The sequence below is a fragment of the Brenneria sp. L3-3C-1 genome (genome assembly GCF_016456245.1).
Lineage (GTDB): Bacteria > Pseudomonadota > Gammaproteobacteria > Enterobacterales > Enterobacteriaceae > Brenneria.
On the sequence record NZ_JAEMHF010000003.1, the window covers coordinates 211,347 to 232,979 of the forward strand.

Here is a 21,633-nt window from a genome sequence, read left to right on the forward strand (position 1 = left end):
TGTGCCGGTGGTTCCTGCCGGCGCAGGAACGACGGGGATGATCCCATCCCCGGTTATCTCAGTCCTGCTTCCAGCGGCGGAAAATCAGCGAGGTATTGATGCCGCCAAAGGCAAAATTATTCGACTGCACATAGTCGGTATCGATATGCCGCGGTTCGCCCATAATGTAGTCCAGTTCGCCGCAATCTTCCGCCGGTTGCCGCAAATTGAGGGTCGGAGCGAACCAGCCTTCACGCATCATTTCAATGCTCATCCAGGCTTCCAGCGCGCCGCAGGCGCCCAGCGTATGGCCGAAATAGCTTTTCAGGGAAGAGATGGGCGTAGCGCGGCCAAAAACCGCGGCGGTCGCCTGACTTTCCGCCACGTCCCCGCGGTCGGTCGCCGTGCCGTGTGCATTGATATAGCCGATATCGCCGGCCTGTAAACCGGCGCAGCGCAGCGAACCTTCAATGCAAATCTGCATGGTTTCGCGCTGCGGTTGCGTAATGTGCGCCGCATCGCAATTGGTATAAAAACCCACCAGCTCGGCATAAATCGTCGCGCCACGCGCCTGCGCATGTTCCAGCTCTTCCAGAATCAGCGTGCCCGCGCCTTCGCCAATCACCAGTCCATCGCGTCCGGCGTCAAAGGGGGACGGCGTGGTCTCCGGCGCGTCGTTGCGCTGGCTGGTGGCAAACAGCGTATCAAACACCGCCGCTTCCGACGGGCAAAGTTCTTCCGCGCCGCCGGCCACCATAACCGTCTGATAACCATGACGGATCGCTTCCCAGGCATAGCCTATCGCCTGACTGCCGGAGGTACAGGCGCTGGAGGTGGGAATAACCCGGCCGCGCAGACCAAAGAACAGCCCGGCGTTGACGGCCGTGGTGTGCGGCATCATCTGTACGTAGGTGGTGCCGGTAATATTGTTGGTATGTTTTTCGGTCAGCATGGTGGCGAACTCGCTGACCGGGCCGGTGCTGCCCGTTGACGAGCCGTAGGCAATCCCGGTTTCCCCGTTGGTCAACACCGGGTGCTCCAGCAGCCCGGCTTGCTCCAGCGCCAGCTCCGTGGCGCGCGTCGCCAACAGCGAGACTCGCCCCATCGAGCGAATGCGTTTGCGCGTGTAGTGCGCGGGCAGACTGAAATGGTCAATGGGCGACCCCAGTTGAGTATGCAGGCCGGCATAAATCCGCCACTCCGGCATCTTGCGTATCGCATTACGACCGGCGCGCAAACCGCTTGAAACGCTTTCCCAGCACTCGCCAAACGCAGTCACGCCGCCCATTCCCGTTACCACCACACGACGCATCACAGCATACCTCCGTTAATAGAAATAACCTGACGCGTCACGTAACCCGCGATATCGGACATCAGATAGCTCGCCAGCCCCGCCACTTCATCCGCCTGCCCCATGCGTTTCAGGGGGATCATTTTCATCGCTTCCTCAACGGCCGCCGGCTCCATCTGGATCATGCCGGTATCAATCAGCCCGGGGGCAATACAGTTGACGGTGATTTTCCGCTTCGCCAGTTCGATAGCCAGCGCTTTGGACGCGCCGATAATGCCCGCTTTCGCCGCGCTGTAGTTGACCTGCCCGCGGTTTCCCATCAGGCCGGAAACCGAGGACAACGTAATGATCCTTCCCCCTTTACGCAGGCCGATCATCGGCATCACGCAGGGGTGGATAACGTTGTAGAAACTATCAAGATTGGTGTGGATCACGCTGTCCCAGGCGTCGTCATCCAGGGCGGGAAACGCGCCGTCGCGGGTAATTCCCGCATTGTTGACCACGCCATAATAGGCGCCGTGGGCTGCAATATCTTGTTCGATAACCGCGCGGCACATTTCCCGATTAGCGATATCGAATCCGACGATGCGCCCCGAGCCATGATTCTCGATAATCTGGCTTAAGGTCTTTTCGACCCCTTTTTCGTCGCGGTGATAATGCACCGCCACCGTAAAACCATCTGCCGCCAGACGCAGCGCGATGGCCCGACCGATCCCCTTGCTGGCGCCGGTTACTAACACGCAACGCGTCATCACTGTTTTCCCTGTTCTAAAAGCTGTTTTAATTCGTTGTCGTCAGGCTGATAGGTATTCAGCCTGCCGGTGGCGTAGGTTTCACCATCAATCACAATTTCACCGTCAAAGCTGCCGATTTTTTCATCACGCATCAGTAACGTCACATAGACGTCAAGCCGCGAGGACGCAGGGAAAAACGCCTGCTTACAGCGGTAGCCCCGCCCGCCCAGCAACATGCCGGGACGCGGTTTTTTATGGCGGGCGTCCTGCCCGCCCCCCTTCGGGCCGTCGCAAGCGACGTTTAAAATCGCTCCTGACGATTTTTTATGGCGGGCGTCCCGGCTCCCATGCCACCCTGACCAGACGCCTATCGCCTGGGCGATGATTTCAATACCGAACCAGGCGGGCAGATGCCCATCGGCATTCAGGAACGGCGCCAATATACCTGCGCGGCTGACCGACACCCGGCAATGAGCATGTTCATCATCGACGTGGATAACCTCGTCCACCAATACCATCGGCGACTGGTGAGGCAGATAGTGCGCCGCCGGAAAATAGTCAGCCATCCGCTTTCCCCAAAATCAGGCAGGCATTATTGCCGCCAAAAGCAAATGAATTAGACAAAATAACCGGCCGCCGGAGCTGGCCGGGCGCAGTGAGCAAACCGCAAGGCGGCAATGTCTCGTCCCGGGCGCCGAGCGAAAAATCCTGCGGCGGCAGCGGCAGTCCGCGTGTCAACAACAGCCAGCAAATCGCGGCTTCACAGATGCCCGCCGCGCCAAGCGTATGCCCGGTAAGGTATTTGGTCGAGCTACAGGGCGTTGCGTCGCCAAATATAGCATGAATGACTTTCGCTTCGATTTGGTCGTTCAGGCGGGTTGCCGTGCCGTGCAGATTGATGTAGCCGATATCCTCAGGCCGGAGGCCGGCCTGCCGCAGGGCCATCTCAATCGCCCGGGCCGCGCCCTCGCCCTCTGGATGAGGCGCCGACATATGGTGCGCATCGGAAGATTCGCCGGCGCCCAGCAGCGCCACGCCGTCAGGCTCGCGCCCGATCAGCATCAGCGCCGCGCCTTCGCCAATGGTAATACCGTCACGCCGCTGACTGAAAGGCGCGCAGCGTTGCGATGAGAGAGACTCCAGGCTGTCAAAACCATTCAGCGGCATCCGGCTCAGCGTGTCCGCGCCGCCGACGATCGCCGCATCCGCCAGTCCGGCGTCAATCAGGCGCTGTCCGCTGATTAACGCCCGGGCGCTGGAAGAACAGGCGGTCGATAGCGTGTAGGCCGGCCCGTCCGCCCCGAGAAAGGCGGCCAGGAAACGGGAAGGGTCGCCAAGTTCCTGCTGTAGATAAAAGTAGCCGGGCAGATCGTGGCTGACGTAGCGATCGGCTTCGTCCAGACCGGAGGTGCTGGTTCCCATGATCACCGCAACGCGATCGGAACCAAAACGGGCGATCGCCTCATCCACCTGCGGCCGGATTTGCGCCAGCGCGGCCAGCAACAGTTGGTTATTACGGCTGTTATGCTCGGCCAGCGCATCAGGTATTGCCGGCAAATCCGCATCGACATTTCCGGTCCAGCACGCTTTTCCCTGCACCAGCCAGCCGTTGTCCGGCCGCATACCTGGCGCAGTGAGTCTGGCAAGGTTATCCGCCATCTGCTCCAGGTCGTTACCCAACGCATTGAGCGCCCCCACGGCGTTAATGTAGATCATGCTAGCCATCCAAATGTTGAATCACGATGTGATAACCAAACGCGAACTGTTGAACACCGATCGGCACCCGCTGGTTGTTGCGGGTCATATAACGAATTTCGGTAATCAGATTGCCGCGATTATCACGCAGTTGCCTGCTGTCGCCATTATCCCGCAGCGTCCAGCCGGCGGGAAGCTGCGGCCGCCAGGCGGCTATCGGCCAGTGGCTCAGCATAACATCGGCCAGCACCTGGCTGGCGGGCGGCATCTGCGGCAGTACGATGGACTGCTCGGTATGAATGCCCTGTGCGTCATAGGTGACCAGAAACAGACGGATGCCGATGGAAGACAGCCCGACCAGCGAGAGCTGCCGGTCATCCGCGTTCAGCATGACCAGCAGCGACTGCTGCTTGCCTTTAAACGTCCCGGTCAATAACTGTTGCTCATTGACCGCCGGGGCGATGCCCGGCGCGGGCAGCGTGACCTGCACCCCCGGCTTGAGCCATGCCCGCGGACGGTTATCGTCCTGATGCGTGCTGACACAGCCCATCAGTAACAGCGCACAGGCGAGCAGCATCCCGCGTCGTGGTAATTTCATTTTCGTTTTCCTTTCGAATCGGGCAACGCCAGCGGCGCCAGCAGGAAGGCGGTAAAAATACCGCTGCACAGTACAATACCAAAGCTGCTGATCGCCTGAGTGCCGCTGAACACCAGCATCCCCAGCGTCAACAGCGCGGTGCACATCGCCAGCGTGACCGCCAGCAGCGAGGTCATCGGCGTGCCGCGCGGATTACTGAAAAACAACGTGTAGTTAATGCCGATGCCTAATACCAGAACCAGGGCCAGCAATGAGAACAGATTCAGCGAATGACCGCTCAGCGCCAGCGCCGCCAGACCGCCGCCCAGCGACAGCGCCGAAGGCACCACGCTCAGCAGTCCGCGATGCAGCCCCATGCGAACCACGTAGCTCAGGGCAATCACCGCCAGCGCGGCGACCAACAGCCAGCTCAGCATCACGCGATAGAAACCGAACAGATCGTCAAAAGTGCTTTTCCGGTCGATCCACTCAACGCCGGGCAGTTGAGTGGCCAGTTGCGCCAATTCCGCGCTGTGCGTAACGCCGCTTACCGGCACCAGCGCCCCGCTTTCCCCTGCGGGCAGGGTCAGCCACAGCAGCCGCCAACCCTCGCTTATCGGGCTGTTCAGCCAGGTTTCCGGCGTCACCGGCATGGGCTGCGCGTTCGGACCGGCGACGTCCACCCCCGCCTCGCTAAGCCGCCCGACGACGGTTGGCGCCGCCGACGCGATAAGTTGCAGATCGCGTCGCTGCTGCGCCAAAGAAGAGAGCGGCAACAAACGGTAGGTTGTCAGCCATTTCCGTTGCTGCGCATCGCGCAGTTTCGGCGCCAGGTGTTCCAGCCGTTGTAACACCTGCTCGGCGCTGTCGCCGTGAACCACAAACCAGGTTTGATCGGCGCTCTGTCCGGTCAGCGCCGTTATCTGACGCTCCTGCCGCATTAACGTTTCCGGCAACGCCTGAAGCTGCGAAATGTCATCATTCACCTCCAACCGCAGCAGCCCAACCACCGAGACAACCAGCAGCGCCAGCGGCAATCCCCAGCGCACGGCGCGATTACGCCGCCAGGCGGCCAGCCAGCGCCCCATCAGCACCATGGCGGGAACAGGCCGCACCGGCAGGCCATTAACCAGAAAAGGATACCAGCACACCACCGTCAGACAGGATGCCGTCAGCCCGGTCGCCGCAAATACCGCCAGCTGTTGTAAGCCGGGGAACGGCGCCAGCACCATCATCAGATAGGCGATCGCCGCGGTTCCCAGCGCCAGCAGCAGCGCGGGAAGCACTTTTCTCAGGCTCTCAAGCGCGGAGACATTGCCGCCGTGCACCATACGCTCGGTCAGATAGTAGAGCGTATAGTCCGCCGAAATCCCGACAATGCTGATGCTCATCACCAGCGTCATCAGATGCAGCTCGCCAAACAGCAACAGCGTAAATACCGTACCGGCCAGCGCACCGATGCCGACCGACAGCGCGCACAGCAACAATGGCCGGGGGGAGCGAAAGACGGAAAAGATCAGCAGCAATACGCCCGCCACCGTCGCCACCCCCAGGGTCGACACATCCTGCTTCGCCTGCTGGCTGGCGTAGTTGCTGAACAGCACCGTACCGCGCGTTAACACCTGCGCCTCGGGGAACGAGGCTTTCAGCGTGGCCTCCAGCGCATTAAGTTTTTCGACCAGTTGCCGATTATGCGTCATATCAAACGACGCGCCGCTCAACTCGCCGTGCAGGAAATACCAGCTTCTGCCCTGCGCATCTTTGGTCGTCAACCAGCCCTGAGACAATCCCAACTGACTGGCGTTTTGTTGCAGCGCCAGCTGCGAACCGCGCACCAGCATCAGCGGATCGTGATTCAATTCCTGGCCGCTGACCCCGGCAAAGGCGGAATAAAGCTGCGCCAATACCCACTCCGCCTGTACATTTCCGCCGTTTTCCAGCCGCGCGCGCGTCGCGGAATCGACCAGCCCGTTGCGATGTTCAAACACAAACTTTCCCCACCGCTGTTGCTGTTCGGCGTCAATCGGGCCTTTCACATTTTGCAGATCGGGAAGCGATTGCAACTGTTTCAGCCACGCGTCGGCAACGGCGGGATCCGCCCGCTCGCCGGACGTTACCAGCCACACCATCTGCCGATCGAGGCGTTGCATAAAACCTTGCTGCAACGCCGGCGGGATCGCCCCCATCGATTGTTTCGGCAGCAGCGCCAGCACGCTGCTGTTGATCTGCGCCTTCGGCAGCAGCAACGCCAGCCCCGCAATCAGCATCACACAGCAGACTACCCACAACCGGGCCGCGCGGCGCACCCGCTTAGAAAACGAAACGCTGCTGCTCGTCATCACTTAACGTCCTGGGAGTGAGCCGCTGATTGCTCAGGGTAATTTGGGTCATATCGCCCTGTCGGTCATCCAGTTCAATACCCGCCAGAAATTCACCGCCGTTCAGCGTAATGGTGTTAAACAGCTTATCCAGCGGCGAGGTTTTCGGCGTCAACACCAGCCGCCATTGCCGTTCGCCAAGATCGGTAAAATCGATGGCGAAATTTTGCTCCAACACGCGGCGATCGGCCTGAAACAAGGCGCGCAGCAAATGATTGAACTGAAACATCTGCGGATTGTTTTCCGCGGTGACAATCTGCGGCGGCTGCCCGTTCATCACCTGAACCATGCGCTTATCGTCCAGCACCATCGTCAGCGGAAATGGCGCCGCCTGATGCCACCACAGCCCTTTGTCATGCGCGATTAACAGTTGCCCGCTGGATTTAAGCGGTTTCGCCATTCCCTTGATTTCCCGCAGTTGAGTAAAATCAGCCCGTACCACCGGCTGGCTGCTGAAACGCTGTTGTAAATCGTCCAGCGTCACCGCCTGCGCGATACCGCTAAATAGCATCAGTACGGCAAACCATATTTTCATCATGGCGTCACTCCAAGGCGCTCAAACAAAATGGGGGGAGAAACAAAACTCAGCTCGCGGCTATTTTCCTGTACCGCCACCTGAATCGTATAACCGGTGGTCATACGCTGGCCGCTTTCCACATCGAAAATCTGGTAGGCGATGCGCAAACGGTTTTCGACTTCGTCGATGGTGGCGCGCACCCGGATACGCTGCTCATAGGTCAGTGCGGCGCGATACTTAACGCGCGTATCCACCACCGGCCACACATAGCCAGACGCCTTCATCTCGCGGTAGCCATAGTTGAATTTACTGAGCAACGCCTCGCGGGCGACCTCGAAAAAGCGGAAATAGTTGCCATGCCAGACAACGCCCATGGGATCGCAGTCATGAAAGGAGACCGTCAGTTCCACCTCATGGCTTAAACGGGGATCGTTTAACACTGTTACTCCTTTTTCCCGGCGGCCTGATCCTCATGCGGCAGACGCCAGAAATCAAAAAAATTAAACCAGTCGAGGGGCGATTTCAGCGCATAGTGCGCCAGACGTTCGGCATAGCGATCGACCACCTGCTGTAATGCCTGCTGACGGGTGGCGCGCGGCAACACAATCGGGTCGGCGAACGACTCGCAATAGACGCGCAGCATCTTGCGTTCGCGGATCACAAACATCAACAGCACCGGACAACGCAGCGCCGCCGCCAGAATGAATGGCCCCTGGGGAAAGGGGGCGTCACGCCCGAGAAACCGGCTCCAGACAACGCGACGAACGCCGCCGCGCTGGCGGTTTACCGCCGTGCGGTCGCCAACGATCGCCACCCACTCGCCGGCTTCCAGCTTTTGTTGCAGCATCATCGCCGTATCCGGGCCGATATCGCTGACCGGGATGAGATTCACCCCGGCCTGCGGGGCGATCTCTTCCAGCACTTGCTTAAAACGCTGCGCGTTATCGGTAAAGACCAGCGCATTGATCACCAGTCCGCTCACCTGCTGCGCCAGCGCCCGGCAGACTTCAATATCACCAAGATGAGACGCCAGGATCAACTGCCCGCGCGGCCGCCCTTGTTCGATCACCTCCCGGGCGCCGGGAGCGAAATCAATATCGGTTCCCCAGTGTAATTCGCCCCGCCAGCTGGCGACTTTATCCAGCATCGACTGACCAAATCGCAGAAAATGACGATAACTGTTCAGCGGCAGCGGCAGCGAAATCCGATGCCGACGCGCGTAATCGATTATCTGGCGCAGCCACGCCTGAGAGGCTTTACGCTGCGAGCCGCCGGTAAGCCAGTAAAAGGCGATAACCGGCCACAGCAACAGCGTAAACACCCCGCGCCCCAGCCGTTGATAAACCGCCAGCATAAAGCGCATGCCGAGCAAGCCCTTGCGCTCTTCCACGCCTGACCAGTGCGCCTCACGGCGCTGCTTCAGCAACCAGGGAATGCGCGGCAACATGCCGAAAAACAGCCGGGTATGCATCCAGGAAATACGCAGGTTATCGCGCAGGGCATCGAAATGAGAAAGCCCGTTGTGCGGATAGACCACTTCGGTATCGATAAAACGGCTGGGCGTGCCGGCCCAGTAAAGCCGCACCATGATTTCCGTATCGAAATCCATGCGGCGGCCAACCGTATGCTGTGCGGTCAACGCCAGGGTGGCTTCAAGGGGATAAACCCGAAAGCCGCACATGCTGTCCTTCAGGGAAAACGACAGCGTTTCAATCCAGACCCAGACATGGGTGACATAGCGCCCATACAGGCGCGATTTCGGCACCGAGGCATCGTAAACCGGCCGGCCGGAAATCAGGCAATCAGGAAAGCGTTTGGCCTCCGCCAACAGGCGAGGCGCATCCTCAATCCGGTGCTGGCCGTCGGCATCCACCTGCAACCCATGGCTATACCCGGCTTGCGCCGCGGCCTCAAGGCCACAGATCACCGCCGCGCCTTTGCCGCTGTTTTGCGCCAGACGCACCAGCGTGACGCGTTGGTTTTCCCGCGCCAATTGCGCCAGTACCGTTTGCGTCGGCGCATCGCTTCCGTCATCGACAATAAAAATCGGCAGGCAAAGCGCAGCCAGACGCGCCATGACATCGCGCATCATGGCGCCGTGGTTATAGCAGGGGATCACCACACAGGGTGAAAACTCACCCTTTATCGACGCGTGTTTTATCGACATAGCTTAATTTTCCCGCTGCTGGCGATTCGCTCCGCCTCATCGTCCAGAATATGGTAGCTAAAGGTCAGCCATTGCTTGTCGGCATGCCAAACCAACACCAGACGCAGGATTTTACCGGGCAGAATCGGCTGCTGGAATTTAATGTTTTCGACCGACGAAAACCGCCAGCCCGGCGCCAACAGTTCCGCCGCGTAGCGCAGCGCCCAGTCCAACTGCGCCACCCCGGGCAACAGCGGCTGTCCGGGAAAGTGGCCTTTGAACCAGAACAGATCCTCCGTCGCCCGCAGGGTAAGCTCGGCCCGCTGTTCCGCGCACTGACGTGAAAGCTCAACGGGTAGCATGAAACAACGCCTGTATTTGCGGCCAGGCGCGCTTGCTCTGGCTATTGTGGGGAATAACATCGACGACGCGCCAGAAACGCGGCATCGCCAGCGGCTCCAGCCAGTTGTGCAGTTCATGCCGCCACTGACGCTTTAAACGCGGCAGATCGGCGGCCAAATCCGCTGACGTCAGTACCAGCACCACGCCGATACCGCTGCGCTCGGTACGCGTAATTTGTAAAGCAACCGCATCGGCAATTTCCGGCAGTTCAAGTAAACGCCGTTCGATCTCGCTGAGGGAAATACGTTTATCCTCTATTTTAACCACCCGATCGTGCCGGCCGCACAGTTGGAAGTTTCCCGCGTCGTCAAACGCCAGCTTGTCATCCAGCTTCTGCCCGGCCGGATGCGGGATCAGCGCCGAACGCGCCCACCAGTTATCCTGCTCGTCGGGCAACAACGATACGCCGGCGAAAAGCCGCCACGGCGTGTTTTCAGCCTTACGGGTTCGCCAGGCAAGCACGCCGGTTTCAGTGCTACCGTAAATTTCATCAACCGGCGTGGAAAACCAACTGATTGCCGCCTCGGCGTTTACCCAGGGCAAGGCGCCGCCGGCGGAAACAATCAACCGGCAGGTCGGCGCCTTAAGCGAACGGTCGATACGACGTAAAAAAGCCGGGCTGCTGATAAAAACATAACGCCGCTGCGGATCCCGGGCGGCGAGCTGTTCGGTATAAAGCACCGCCCGGCTGTCAAAACACAAACCCAGCGCCATCGGCAACCAGATACGAAACGTCAGGCCATACAAATGCTGATGGGTAACGGACGCGATAACGCAGCATTCTTGCAGCCGATCTCCCCAGCGTTGAGCCAGCCAGCGCGATTCTTCGTCCAGACAGCGCACCGGTTTCACCACTTGTCGCGGCTTGCCGGTAGAGCCGGAGGTAAACAGCACGATACAGGCATCGTCCGCTATTTCAGGCAGCGCGGCACCACCACATTGTTCGCTTGCGGTTACCGTAAGCACCGGACAGTTCAGATTGAGCGCCGCATCGGTCAGCAAGGCGTCAAACTCATCGGCCTGCTCTTGCAGAACAGACTGTCGGCAATGCCCGGGAACCACCGGAACTTTTCCCGCATGCAGCGCCGCCAATAGCCCGACGGTAAAAAAGTAACTGTCCTCAAAGCACAGCGCCCAGCGCAACTCGTTACGGCCAAGCAACTGCTGGCAAAGCGCGGCGACCTGCCGTTTTAACCTACCCAACGTGAACGCCTGCGCGCCATTGTCGGCGACAATTCGCTGCGGGTCATCATCGTCGTTCAGCCAGTTGCCGATAGCCCGGGGGGTCATGCAACTCATGCCTGTCTTCTCAGACGCTGGCGTACTATCCATTCGCCCCCCATCAACAGCCCCATCAGCAGGTAACCGATCATGCCATTCCATAACGTCCACCAATGAACATTGCCTGCCAGGCAGGTCAGTACGGCAACACCGCCGTTAAAAACGAAAAACAGACACCAGATTTGCGTGACGCGGCGCGTATAGGCGACCGCCCGCGGCGGGAGTTCCGGCTCCCGCAAACGAGCAAGGCGTTCCACCAGCGGCATTCCGCGATAAAGGGAACTGCCGAACAGCAGCAACATCACGGCATTTACCGCAACGGGATACCACAATAACCATTGCCCGTCGCTCAGCAACAAACTGGCGAGGCACAGCGCCGCACCCGCTGTCGCCAGCAGCAACCCGGTTCCCTTAAAAAGATTTTTATCGCCTCGCACGGTGGCGAAGCGCAAAAAAAACATCAGCGCCAGCGCTGCCGGCAGCCAGCGATGCTCCGGGTGAACAACGCTGAACCAGACCAGAAAAGGCCACGCCAGCGTCATCAGCCAGTTCAGGCTGTTTATCAGCGCGCGCATCCGTTGGTTCGCTCGTCAGCCTTCATTGATCAGGCTTTCCACCGCATCGGCAACGTCCTGCACGGTACGCACCGATTTAAAGGTTTCCGGCGAAATTTTGCGGCCAATGCGCTTTTGCAGATGAACAACCATATCCACCGCGTCAATACTGTCCAACTCAAGATCTTCATAAAGTCGGGACTCAGGCTTGATATCCTCCGCATCCAGCTCGAACAGCTTGACCAACAGATCGGTAATTTCCTGATAAATTTCGTTTTTATCCATTATTGACTCGTTATTTTATTATCAGGCACTCACTGCGCGCTGAGTGTTAATGAAAGCGGCCAGGGTGGCCACGGAAAAAAAGTGCTGACGCATCTCTTCGCTTTCAGAGGAAAGCACTACGCCATAGCGATTTTTTATCGCCAACCCCAGTTCAAGGGCGTCGATGGAATCCAGGCCGAGACCATCGCCAAACAGCGGCGCATCGGTCTCGATCTCATCGACGCTAACGTCTTCAAGATTCAGAGATTCAATAATCATCTCTTTAATTTCAATGAATGTATTTTCCATGCCTTTTCCCGAATAATTATAAATTTTCTGGTGTTAAAGATTGGTGTAAAAGGCGATTCAGACGGCGCGCGGCCAAAGGCAGCGCGTCTTTTTCTTCTGTCGCCATAAAAGTTTTATTACCGATCCGTTCGCGAACGCTGACGGTGAAAAAAGGTTTCTCCGGCGGAATTTGATACCAACGACTTTGTTTATCCAACATCTTCTGATTACAGCGAATGTGCACAATCCGCAAATCACAGCCACAACGCACGGCGATATTGGCGGCGCCACGCTGCAACACCATCGGCTCGCCATAACGCGTACGCGTGCCTTCGGGGAAAATAATGATCACATCCCCGGCGTCCAGTCTCTGCTGACAATCGGGAAGCAGCGTCGCGGACTGACTGTTAAGCAGGTAATTTGCCGAGCGAATGACGCCCCGAATAAAGAAATTATGCTGCAACTCGGCCTTAACCAGACAATCCACATCCGGCATCACCGAGGCCAGCAACACGTAGTCGATTAACGATGGGTGGTTGGCGACCACCAGACAGCCTCTATCGGCTTGCAAGCTTTCAACGCCTTCAATGCGATAATCCAAGACCCCCAGCGTCCGCAAAAGCCATAAAAAGAAACGGAAACTGACCGATATGCTGCGACGAGCCAGTCGACGACGGCGAGCGGCGTCGCGTTGAATCAGCAGCAGATTGAACCACACCAGCGACAGCAGTAAACCACCAAGCCCAAACAGCGCAAAACAGCAGCCGGTCATCGCCAGTCGCCATAAACGATTTAAACCTGATGATGCGCGTAATATTAATGAAGATTCAGACATCGCACCTATCCCATTGCCAGTTGAGCCGTTCGCCGCGAATATGAAACGCCGGTTGCCGGGCCAGAAACGCATGCAAAAAGCGCAGACTTTGCGGTAATTCCGGCTCTTCACGTTCCGCCACCGGCGTCGATCGACAGCTTATCTCTTCACCGCACCCCAACAGCACGGCAACGGCATAAGGATAACGAGGCATCCTGGCAGGAATGTGGCGATGATAAAACTCAGGGATCGCGCCGTCGAAATCCACCAGCAGCACGTTTTTGTAGCCCGCGGCCTGTAATGCGCTTACCTCGACCAACCCCTGCTGGAAAGAATCGATGCCGGCCGCCAGCGATGTCGATACCAGCGGCGCCGCGGCGGCAATGGTCAGGCTTCCTACCGCCGCATTGTGAACCGACATGGCAAAATCGGTAGGGGAAATATTTTCATTGCGTGATAACGCCTGCAAAATGCGCAGGTTGCGCTCCAGCTCACCGTGACGAGAGGTAAAAACAATCGCATCGGCCGCCTGACGACGCAGCAGCGCCAATCCACAATCCACGGCCAAACGGCTGCCGCTGTTTAAACGACGGGCCATCATCATCGGCAGTTGGCGACACTTCTCCAGCGGCCGATCGGCGTGTATTGCCGCCGGCCGCGTCGCCCAACGCAACCAGTCATCAATATTGCCAAGCCCCGGTGCGCTGGCCTGCCAGTCAAGGATTGAAAAAGCGAGTTTCATACTATTGTTCTTCTTTCGATGTTCCATAAACCAACTGGAAGCACATATGCCATACCGCCGCGGCTTTATTGTTTTTTACAGATCAGCAGCGTGTGACCAATACCAAGACCGTCAATTTGTTGCTCCACGCTAAACCCGGCTTCGCCCAACAGCGGCAAAAAGCGTCTGGCCGCATAAAAACGGCTGGTGCCGTTAGCCAGGCAGGTAAAGTAGAGCGAAGAAGCGTTAAGACTGAAAGCCCCGGCTTCCCACTGCTGGCGATCCCAGAAAATCTCCAGAATACAGACGCGTGCATCCGCTTTCATCGATCGGGCGATTTTGCCTAAAATAGCCACGATCTGTTCCTCGCTAAAACAATCGAGGAACTGGCTCATCCACCAAATATCCGCATCGCCCGGCAACGGGCTGTCTGAGAGCATATCCACAGCCACACCGCAAATACGATCGGATTTACCCGTATCTGCGATATTTGCTTGCGCCAGATCGATCTGTTCAGGCAGATCGAGAATAGTGACGTGAACATCACTATCGTAGTCGCAACAGCGTATTGCCCATTTCCCGGTATTTCCCCCCACATCATACAAATGCTTCGGTTTTTGCTGAAAAATATGCGGCAATGCGGCATCAAACGCGGCGTCGGAATAGAAATGATCGAAAGCGAACCAACTTTCTTTTACCTGCGGCGGCAACTGACTCAAAGCCGGGTAAATAGTCGGCCATTCACCAAAAACCTTTAATCCCGCAGGCTTACTTTTCGACAATGCTTCATCAAGATAAAACATCCCCTGATAACAAACGTCCTGGGTGAAATCCATATTGACGCGGGTCATGCGATCGTGAAGCAGATAGTGACCGATTTTAGACAGAAAATAATCATCGCCACGCTGTATGACAATATGACCGCTCAGCCCAACATCCAGCAGCAGCTCAACCGCGTAGCGGCTTAATGAAACGTTGTTGACGATATCGTCAAGGCCGGCGCCGTTATGGCCGCATTTATCCAGAAAAGCCAGAATGCCGTAATTGCGCAGGTTGATAGCCGCCTGAAATAGCATCGGTGCAAAAGCAATACGCTGAGCTTCAGTAATCGCGTCCAGCGCGCTGACGCTATCTTTGTCATATCCGTAAGACACGATGATTTCCCTTGCGGTGGCAAATATTACCGAGTAAAAAAGCCGAATAAGCGTATATTTATTCGGCTGTTATATTTTATTTAATCTGCTGTTCTGCAAGTTTTAATTGAATATCGCGATCCAGATTATTTATCCAGCTATTATAGTTACGATGGATTTTCCCCTCGCCCGCCAACAGGTTCTGGCTGCTAACGTAATTGATTGAATAACTGGTTGTTGAATAATTAATACGAATATTGGCGACATGACTACGCTGTATTAAACGCCCTTCAATCACGCCGGAATAAATCGGCGTCATTATCCATTTACGTTGCTGGCCGGCCGCAAGAATGGCTGTTTTTATTTGATCGTTGGTGTGTTGCCCGGCGATGGGTGTCGTCACATTCGCCACCGGGACGGTACGCGTCGCACAACCGGCCAATGCAGCAATACAAATCAAGCCCGCTAAAATAAGTTGTTTTTTCATCATATCCCTGTCAATAAATCAATACGTTAGCCGCTACCAAGCAAAACTTCCACATGGAAATAATGCACCATTCAAACTATTTTACACAAAATAAATATACGTTGACAAAAAAGCATCAAAAATACGCCGTTTACCCCGCCCGACTGAAGCCGGCGCAGCAAAGGTTTAGACAGGTTGAGCCTATGATACTTACAAAAAAATCCGCCTTGTGGATACCATCACCACAAGGCGGATTTGATCTTGACGAGCAGACGCGGTTTATTCCACCGTAACAGACTTGGCCAGATTGCGCGGCTGATCGACATCAGTGCCTTTGATCAGCGCGACATGGTAAGCCAGCAATTGCAGCGGCACCGTATAGAAAATCGGCGCGATGATTTCTTCAATGTGCGGCAACGGAATAATTTTCATATTTTCGCTACTGACGAATCCGGCATCTTGGTCGGCAAAGACATACAGCTCACCGCCGCGCGCGCGAACTTCTTCGATATTGGATTTCAGTTTTTCCAGCAGTTCATTGTTGGGCGCCACCACCACGACCGGCATATCCGCATCAATTAACGCCAGCGGGCCATGTTTCAATTCACCGGCGGCATAGGCTTCCGCATGAATATAGGAGATTTCTTTCAGCTTCAGCGCCCCTTCCATCGCGATCGGATACTGATCGCCACGGCCGAGGAACAACGCATGATGCTTGTCAGAGAACCCTTCCGCCAGCGACTCGATAAGCTTATCCTGCGACAGCATTTGTTCAATACGCGCCGGCAGCGCTTGCAGACCATGGACGATGTCATGCTCAACCTGCGCATCCATACCGCGCAGTCGGCCAATACGCGCCACCAGCATCAACAGCACGGTCAACTGGGTGGTAAACGCTTTGGTTGATGCAACGCCGATTTCAACGCCGGCTTTGGTCATCAGCGACAGATCGGACTCGCGCACCAGCGACGAACCCGCCACGTTGCATATCGCCAGCGACCCCAGATAGCCCAGCTCTTTGGACAAACGCAGCGCCGCCAGCGTATCCGCCGTTTCACCGGACTGAGACAAGGTAATCATCAGGCTATTCTGCCGCACCGCCGGTTTGCGATAACGGAACTCGGAGGCGATTTCCACATCACACGGGATCCCCGCCAACGCTTCAAACCAGTAGCGGGAAACCATACCCGAGTTGTAAGAGGTGCCGCAGGCGATGATCTGAACATGCTGCACTTGCGCCAGCAGTTCGTCCGCTTTCGGGCCTAATTCAGAGAGATTGACCTCACCGTGGCTGAAACGCCCTTCCAGCGTATTCTTGATGGCCATCGGTTGTTCATAGATCTCTTTCTGCATGTAATGACGGTAAGCGCCTTTATCACCGGCATCATAATTAACTTTTGATTCAATCTCTTCGCGTACGGCAAGGTTGCCCGTTTTATCAAAAATGCGAACGCTGCGGCGCTGAACTTCAGCTATATCGCCTTCTTCCAAAAACATGAACCGACGGGTAACCGGCAGCAACGCCAACTGGTCGGAAGCAATGAAGTTTTCCCCCACGCCGAGACCGATAACCAGCGGACTGCCCGAACGCGCGGCAACCAATACGCTTGGATCGCGACTATCCAGCACCACCATGCCATAGGCGCCGCGCAGTTGCGGAATAACCCGCTTGACCACCTCAAGCAGCGAACCGCCCTGTTTCTGTTCAAAATGAACCAGATGCGCCACCACTTCGGTGTCGGTTTCCGACACAAAGCGATAGCCGCGTTCGATCATCAGCTCGCGCAAAGGTTCGTGGTTTTCGATAATCCCGTTATGTACGATGATGATATTTTCAGAAATATGCGGATGCGCATTGGCCTCTGACGGTTCACCGTGCGTGGCCCAACGGGTATGGGCAATCCCGGTACCGCCATGCAGTTGGTGCTCTTCAGCGGCCTGAGCCAGAATCTGCACTTTACCCAGACGCCGCAGACGGGCGACCTGCCCTTCATTGTCCACCACCGCCAGACCGGCTGAGTCATAGCCGCGATACTCAAGACGGCGTAAACCTTCCAACAAAATTTCCGAAATATCACGTTGCGCAACAGCGCCTACAATTCCACACATCGATTGTATTCCTATAAAAGTGACATATTGTGTCACCTGGGATGTCTTAGACCTGATTGTTCCGGATTTTCCGGGTTCCCCGAGCCTTGTAGAGAGTTGGGGATTATTATGTTTTGCCCTGTGCTTTTTATGGCCGAACCATCAATGAAAACACAGCGCAAAACAGCCTCCGAGGTGACGAAGGCTGATAAATCCATTATTTCTTCTTCACCGGCCGCCGCCAGTCATCAATGTGCTGCTGCTTGACGCGGCTGATCACCAGTTGGTTTTCCGCCACATCGCGCGTGACGGTGGTGCCCGCGCCGATGGTCGCGCCGCTGGCAACCTTGACCGGCGCGATCAGCTGGGTATCCGACCCGACAAACACATCATCGCCAATCACCGTTTTATGCTTGTTGGCGCCGTCATAATTACAGGTGATGGTTCCCGCCCCAATATTAACACCGGCGCCGATATCGGCATCGCCCAAATAACTCAGATGACCGGCTTTTGAACCTTTACCCAGGCGGGCTTTTTTCAGTTCGACAAAGTTACCGACATGGGCGCCTTCCGCCAGCTCGGCGCCCGGACGCAAACGGGCGAACGGCCCGATGGTGCAGTGCGCTTCAAGCGTGGCGTTTTCCAGCACTGAGTATGGACTGATTTCACAATCATCACCAATCACGCTGTTTTTAATCACACAGCCCGCGCCGATTTTAACCCGATGGCCCAGCGTAACCTGACCTTCCACCACCACGTTGGCATCAATGGTAACATCGCGGCCGTGAAGCAATTCACCACGCAGATCAAAACGGGAGGGATCAAGCAACATTACGCCGGCCAGCAATAATCTTTCCGCCTGTTCATGCTGATAAACACGCTCCAGCGCCGACAGTTGCAGGCGATTATTCACCCCCTCCACTTCGCTCAGGCGATCGGGATGCACCGCGACGACGCGTCGGCCTTCTGCCGCCGCCATCGCAATAATATCGGTGATGTAATACTCGCCCTGCGCATTATCATTATTCAACTGGCTTAACCAGCGCTTCAAATCCTTACCGGCGGCCACCAGAATCCCGGTATTGATTTCATTAATCCGGCGCTGTTCGTCGCTGGCATCCTTGTGCTCAACGATCCCGACAATCGCCCCGTTTTCACGCACAATGCGTCCATAACCCGAGGGGTCGTCCAACTTTACCGTCAGCAAGCCAATTCCGCCCAGGGGCTTAGCCTGCAACAGGTTGCGTAGCGTTGTCGGTGAAATTAACGGCACATCGCCGTACAGCATCAGAATATCTTCATCATCGGCAAAAAACGGCGCCGCCTGCTGCATGGCATGCCCGGTTCCCAATTGCTCCGCCTGTAATACCCAGTTCAACGCCGGATCGGACAGTTCGCGCTTCAGCAGGTCGCCCCCGTGCCCGTAAACCAGATGGACATGCTGCGCGCCGATGGTCATCGCGGCGTCAATCACATGCTGAACCATCGGTTTACCCGCTAATGGGTGCAAAACTTTAGGAAGATCGGAATACATTCGGGTTCCTTTGCCTGCGGCAAGGATAACCACACTCATCGCGCTGTTCGTCATAAGCATCCTGACAAAAACTGATTGGCGGACAATCAAAAGGGGTGAAATAAGGTATAACCAGAGTGTACCGAAACTTATACTCAAATAAGATAGTTTTTCATGAGTTTTTTCTGAAAACAGAGCGAAGTTAAGCGCTTAATACATCCATAACATGACGACATCGCTATTCAGGCTTCCGGGGTTAATAGAAGTAAAAACGAATAATTTCGTTTCAATCACAGTCTCCGCCACTTTTCCTCGTGATGATAAAGGTGATCGGGTTAATGATTACGTTATCAAAAATAAACCGGCGAATTTAGTCAACCGTCTGCGAAAGCAGGTATAAAACAGCCAAAGGATCGATATGGTAAATGTAGTAGGTATTGATCATCTTGCCATTCGCGTGAGTGATTTGGCGCGTTCAAAATACTTTTATGATCACATCCTCGGCTTCCTGGGATTCGCTATCGAGTGGGAGTTCGATCGCGTAATCGGCTGGAACAATGGCGAAACCATGTTCTGGATTACCGAGGCTGATGCAAAAGGGCGTAAACACCCGCACCGTACGGGGGATGTGGGATATCATCATTACGCATTTGAGGTAGAAAAACGTGAGGATGTCGATGCGCTTTATACCTTTATTCAACAAAAAAACGTGACTATCGTGGATGCGCCAGCCGATTATCCCGACTACGGCGAGGGCTATTACGCGGTTTATTTTCTTGATCCGGACGGATTAAAGCTGGAGGTGATGTTTTTCCTGGAAAAACAGAAACGACGCGCATTGAAGACTGCGGCACAAAATCCTGATACATGAAAAAAGCCAGTCAGTATCAACTGGCTGGCTTCTGTTTATAACACGCTAATCGGTTACATCGCTTTTCTGGTCAGTTCGATAACGCGCAGCTTGGCAATCGCTTTCGTCAGCTCCGCGGAAGCCTGGGCATAATCCACGTCGCCATGCGAATTGCGGATATGATCTTCGGCTTTGCGTTTCGCTTCCAACGCGCGTGCTTCATCCAGATCCTGCCCGCGGATGGCGGTATCGGACAGTACGGTAACCATGTTCGGCTGCACCTCAAGGATGCCGCCCGACAGGTAGATATACTCCTCTTCACCGTGCTGTTTCACAATACGAACCATACCAGGCTTAATGGCAGTGAGCAGAGGGGCATGTCCCGGATAAATACCCAGTTCGCCTTCGCTCCCGGTCACCTGGATTTTCTGCACCAGACCGGAGAACATCGCCTGTTCCGCACTAACGACATCCAAATGGTAAGTCATAGCAGCCATATCACCCTCCTACAAGGCGTTACAGTTTCTTGGCTTTTTCCATTGCTTCTTCAATGGAGCCAACCATGTAGAACGCCTGCTCCGGCAGGTGGTCGTATTCGCCGTCCATAATACCTTTAAAGCCGCGAATGGTATCTTTCAGGGATACGTACTTGCCCGGAGAACCGGTGAACACTTCCGCCACGAAGAACGGCTGTGACAGGAAACGTTGGATCTTACGAGCGCGGGATACCACCAGCTTGTCTTCTTCAGACAGCTCGTCCATACCCAGGATCGCAATGATGTCTTTCAGTTCCTGATAACGTTGCAGAATGGACTGCACGCCACGCGCCACATCGTAGTGTTCCTGACCGACAACCAGCGGATCCAACTGACGGCTGGTGGAATCCAGCGGGTCAACGGCCGGGTAAATCCCCAGAGACGCGATCTGACGGCTCAGTACCACGGTGGCATCCAGGTGCGCAAAGGTGGTGGCGGGCGACGGGTCGGTCAAGTCATCCGCTGGCACGTAAACGGCCTGAACGGAGGTGATGGAGCCGGTTTTGGTGGACGTAATACGTTCCTGCAATACGCCCATTTCTTCCGCCAGCGTCGGCTGGTAGCCTACCGCAGAAGGCATACGGCCCAACAGTGCGGAGACTTCCGTACCGGCCAGGGTGTAACGATAAATGTTATCGACGAACAGCAGCACGTCGCGGCCTTCATCACGGAATTTTTCCGCCATGGTCAGACCGGTCAATGCCACGCGCAGACGGTTGCCCGGCGGCTCGTTCATCTGACCATAGACCAGCGATACTTTATCGATAACGTTGGATTCGGTCATTTCATGGTAGAAGTCGTTACCTTCGCGGGTACGTTCGCCTACACCGGCAAACACCGAGTAACCGGAGTGCTCGATGGCGATGTTACGGATCAACTCCATCATGTTTACCGTTTTACCTACGCCGGCGCCGCCGAACAGGCCGACTTTACCGCCCTTGGCAAACGGACACATCAGGTCGATAACCTTGATGCCGGTTTCCAGCAGTTCCTGCGAGTTGGACAGTTCTTCGTAGCTTGGCGCCGCGCGGTGAATCGCCCAACGCTCTTCTTCGCCGATGTCGCCTTTCATGTCGACCGGTTCGCCCAGTACGTTCATGATACGACCCAGCGTCGCTTTACCAACCGGTACTTCGATCGCATGTCCCAGGTTATTTACCTTCAACCCGCGACGCAGGCCGTCGGAAGACCCCATTGCGATACAGCGAACCACGCCGCCGCCTAACTGCTGCTGCACTTCCAGCACCAGTTTTTCAGCACCGTTCTCCACCTCAAGCGCATCGTACACTTTCGGTACGGCATCTTGCGGGAACTCGACGTCCACCACGGCGCCGATTACCTGGATAATCTTTCCAGTAGCCATCTTGAATCCTCTACGTAATTCGACAATACGTAATTCGTAAACC

At 56.0% G+C, this 21,633-nt stretch carries 23 protein-coding genes; 1 reads left to right on the top strand and 22 read right to left on the bottom strand.

The features are described from left to right. Nucleotides 1-58: 58 nt before the first annotated feature. The 20 genes from JG725_RS10285 to glmU all read right to left on the bottom strand — a co-directional run bounded on the left by JG725_RS10285 (nucleotide 59) and on the right by glmU (nucleotide 18,916). On the bottom strand, nucleotides 59-1,291 hold the full coding sequence (locus tag JG725_RS10285; protein WP_172290666.1) for a beta-ketoacyl-ACP synthase: 1,233 nt from the start codon (nucleotides 1,289-1,291) through the stop codon (nucleotides 59-61). Next, nucleotides 1,291-2,022: a 3-ketoacyl-ACP reductase FabG2 gene (locus tag JG725_RS10290; protein ID WP_199377875.1), complete on the bottom strand. Its 732-nt coding sequence runs from the start codon at nucleotides 2,020-2,022 to the stop codon at nucleotides 1,291-1,293. Before JG725_RS10290 ends, JG725_RS10285 begins: the two co-directional genes overlap by 1 nt. Continuing rightward, on the bottom strand, nucleotides 2,022-2,570 hold the full coding sequence (locus JG725_RS10295) for a hotdog family protein (RefSeq protein ID WP_199377877.1): 549 nt from the start codon (nucleotides 2,568-2,570) through the stop codon (nucleotides 2,022-2,024). The genes JG725_RS10290 and JG725_RS10295 overlap by 1 nt, the downstream gene beginning before the upstream one ends. After that, a complete protein-coding gene (locus JG725_RS10300; protein ID WP_199377879.1) occupies nucleotides 2,563-3,720 on the bottom strand; it encodes a beta-ketoacyl-[acyl-carrier-protein] synthase family protein in 1,158 nt (385 codons plus the stop codon). Before JG725_RS10300 ends, JG725_RS10295 begins: the two co-directional genes overlap by 8 nt. Before the next feature lies 1 nt (nucleotide 3,721). Beyond that, a complete protein-coding gene (locus JG725_RS10305; protein ID WP_172290613.1) occupies nucleotides 3,722-4,297 on the bottom strand; it encodes a DUF3261 domain-containing protein in 576 nt (191 codons plus the stop codon). Then, on the bottom strand, nucleotides 4,294-6,615 hold the full coding sequence (locus tag JG725_RS10310; RefSeq protein WP_172290614.1) for an MMPL family transporter: 2,322 nt from the start codon (nucleotides 6,613-6,615) through the stop codon (nucleotides 4,294-4,296). The genes JG725_RS10305 and JG725_RS10310 overlap by 4 nt, the downstream gene beginning before the upstream one ends. Continuing rightward, nucleotides 6,587-7,189, bottom strand: coding sequence for an outer membrane lipoprotein carrier protein LolA (locus tag JG725_RS10315; RefSeq protein WP_370541640.1), 603 nt, complete (start codon nucleotides 7,187-7,189; stop codon nucleotides 6,587-6,589). The genes JG725_RS10310 and JG725_RS10315 overlap by 29 nt, the downstream gene beginning before the upstream one ends. Beyond that, complete coding sequence (locus JG725_RS10320; protein ID WP_172290616.1) at nucleotides 7,189-7,611, bottom strand: thioesterase family protein; 423 nt, start codon at nucleotides 7,609-7,611, stop codon at nucleotides 7,189-7,191. Before JG725_RS10320 ends, JG725_RS10315 begins: the two co-directional genes overlap by 1 nt. A 2-nt stretch (nucleotides 7,612-7,613) precedes the next feature. Beyond that, nucleotides 7,614-9,338 carry a glycosyltransferase gene (locus JG725_RS10325; RefSeq protein WP_199377881.1) on the bottom strand — a complete coding sequence of 575 codons (1,725 nt, stop codon included), beginning with the start codon at nucleotides 9,336-9,338 and terminating at the stop codon, nucleotides 7,614-7,616. Continuing rightward, complete coding sequence (locus tag JG725_RS10330; RefSeq protein ID WP_172290618.1) at nucleotides 9,329-9,679, bottom strand: 3-hydroxyacyl-ACP dehydratase FabZ family protein; 351 nt, start codon at nucleotides 9,677-9,679, stop codon at nucleotides 9,329-9,331. Before JG725_RS10330 ends, JG725_RS10325 begins: the two co-directional genes overlap by 10 nt. Further along, nucleotides 9,666-11,018, bottom strand: coding sequence for an AMP-binding protein (locus tag JG725_RS10335; protein ID WP_199377883.1), 1,353 nt, complete (start codon nucleotides 11,016-11,018; stop codon nucleotides 9,666-9,668). The genes JG725_RS10330 and JG725_RS10335 overlap by 14 nt, the downstream gene beginning before the upstream one ends. Then, nucleotides 11,015-11,575 carry a hypothetical protein gene (locus JG725_RS10340; protein WP_199377885.1) on the bottom strand — a complete coding sequence of 187 codons (561 nt, stop codon included), beginning with the start codon at nucleotides 11,573-11,575 and terminating at the stop codon, nucleotides 11,015-11,017. Before JG725_RS10340 ends, JG725_RS10335 begins: the two co-directional genes overlap by 4 nt. Nucleotides 11,576-11,590: 15 nt before the next feature. Next, a complete protein-coding gene (locus tag JG725_RS10345; protein ID WP_172290621.1) occupies nucleotides 11,591-11,839 on the bottom strand; it encodes an acyl carrier protein in 249 nt (82 codons plus the stop codon). A gap of 21 nt (nucleotides 11,840-11,860) precedes the next feature. Further along, complete coding sequence (locus tag JG725_RS10350; protein WP_172290622.1) at nucleotides 11,861-12,127, bottom strand: phosphopantetheine-binding protein; 267 nt, start codon at nucleotides 12,125-12,127, stop codon at nucleotides 11,861-11,863. Nucleotides 12,128-12,143: 16 nt separating this feature from the next. After that, the gene (locus JG725_RS10355) at nucleotides 12,144-12,941 is read right to left on the bottom strand and encodes a 1-acyl-sn-glycerol-3-phosphate acyltransferase (protein ID WP_172290623.1); all 798 of its coding nucleotides are present in this window, start codon (nucleotides 12,939-12,941) and stop codon (nucleotides 12,144-12,146) included. Then, entirely contained in the window at nucleotides 12,934-13,662 is a 729-nt protein-coding gene (locus JG725_RS10360) for a beta-ketoacyl synthase chain length factor (protein ID WP_172290624.1), read from the bottom strand. The genes JG725_RS10355 and JG725_RS10360 overlap by 8 nt, the downstream gene beginning before the upstream one ends. A gap of 65 nt (nucleotides 13,663-13,727) precedes the next feature. Then, a complete protein-coding gene (locus JG725_RS10365) occupies nucleotides 13,728-14,795 on the bottom strand; it encodes a methyltransferase (RefSeq protein ID WP_172290625.1) in 1,068 nt (355 codons plus the stop codon). Between the two features lie 76 nt (nucleotides 14,796-14,871). Next, on the bottom strand, nucleotides 14,872-15,261 hold the full coding sequence (locus JG725_RS10370; RefSeq protein ID WP_172290626.1) for a hypothetical protein: 390 nt from the start codon (nucleotides 15,259-15,261) through the stop codon (nucleotides 14,872-14,874). A 258-nt stretch (nucleotides 15,262-15,519) separates the two neighbouring features. Next, nucleotides 15,520-17,349 (bottom strand): glutamine--fructose-6-phosphate transaminase (isomerizing), encoded by a 1,830-nt coding sequence (gene glmS, locus JG725_RS10375; RefSeq protein WP_172290627.1) that lies wholly within the window; start codon nucleotides 17,347-17,349, stop codon nucleotides 15,520-15,522. Between the two features lie 196 nt (nucleotides 17,350-17,545). Further along, nucleotides 17,546-18,916, bottom strand: coding sequence for a bifunctional UDP-N-acetylglucosamine diphosphorylase/glucosamine-1-phosphate N-acetyltransferase GlmU (glmU, locus tag JG725_RS10380; protein ID WP_199377887.1), 1,371 nt, complete (start codon nucleotides 18,914-18,916; stop codon nucleotides 17,546-17,548). 343 nt (nucleotides 18,917-19,259) lie between these two features. Between glmU and JG725_RS10385 the strand changes: the two genes are divergently transcribed. Beyond that, the gene (locus tag JG725_RS10385; protein WP_172290629.1) at nucleotides 19,260-19,712 is read left to right on the top strand and encodes a VOC family protein; all 453 of its coding nucleotides are present in this window, start codon (nucleotides 19,260-19,262) and stop codon (nucleotides 19,710-19,712) included. Nucleotides 19,713-19,765: 53 nt separating this feature from the next. On the opposite strand, the gene JG725_RS10390 is transcribed toward JG725_RS10385, so the two are convergent. Next, nucleotides 19,766-20,179 (bottom strand): F0F1 ATP synthase subunit epsilon, encoded by a 414-nt coding sequence (locus JG725_RS10390; protein ID WP_172290667.1) that lies wholly within the window; start codon nucleotides 20,177-20,179, stop codon nucleotides 19,766-19,768. Between the two features lie 28 nt (nucleotides 20,180-20,207). Continuing rightward, on the bottom strand, nucleotides 20,208-21,590 hold the full coding sequence (gene atpD / locus JG725_RS10395; RefSeq protein WP_172290630.1) for a F0F1 ATP synthase subunit beta: 1,383 nt from the start codon (nucleotides 21,588-21,590) through the stop codon (nucleotides 20,208-20,210). Nucleotides 21,591-21,633 lie beyond the last annotated feature (43 nt).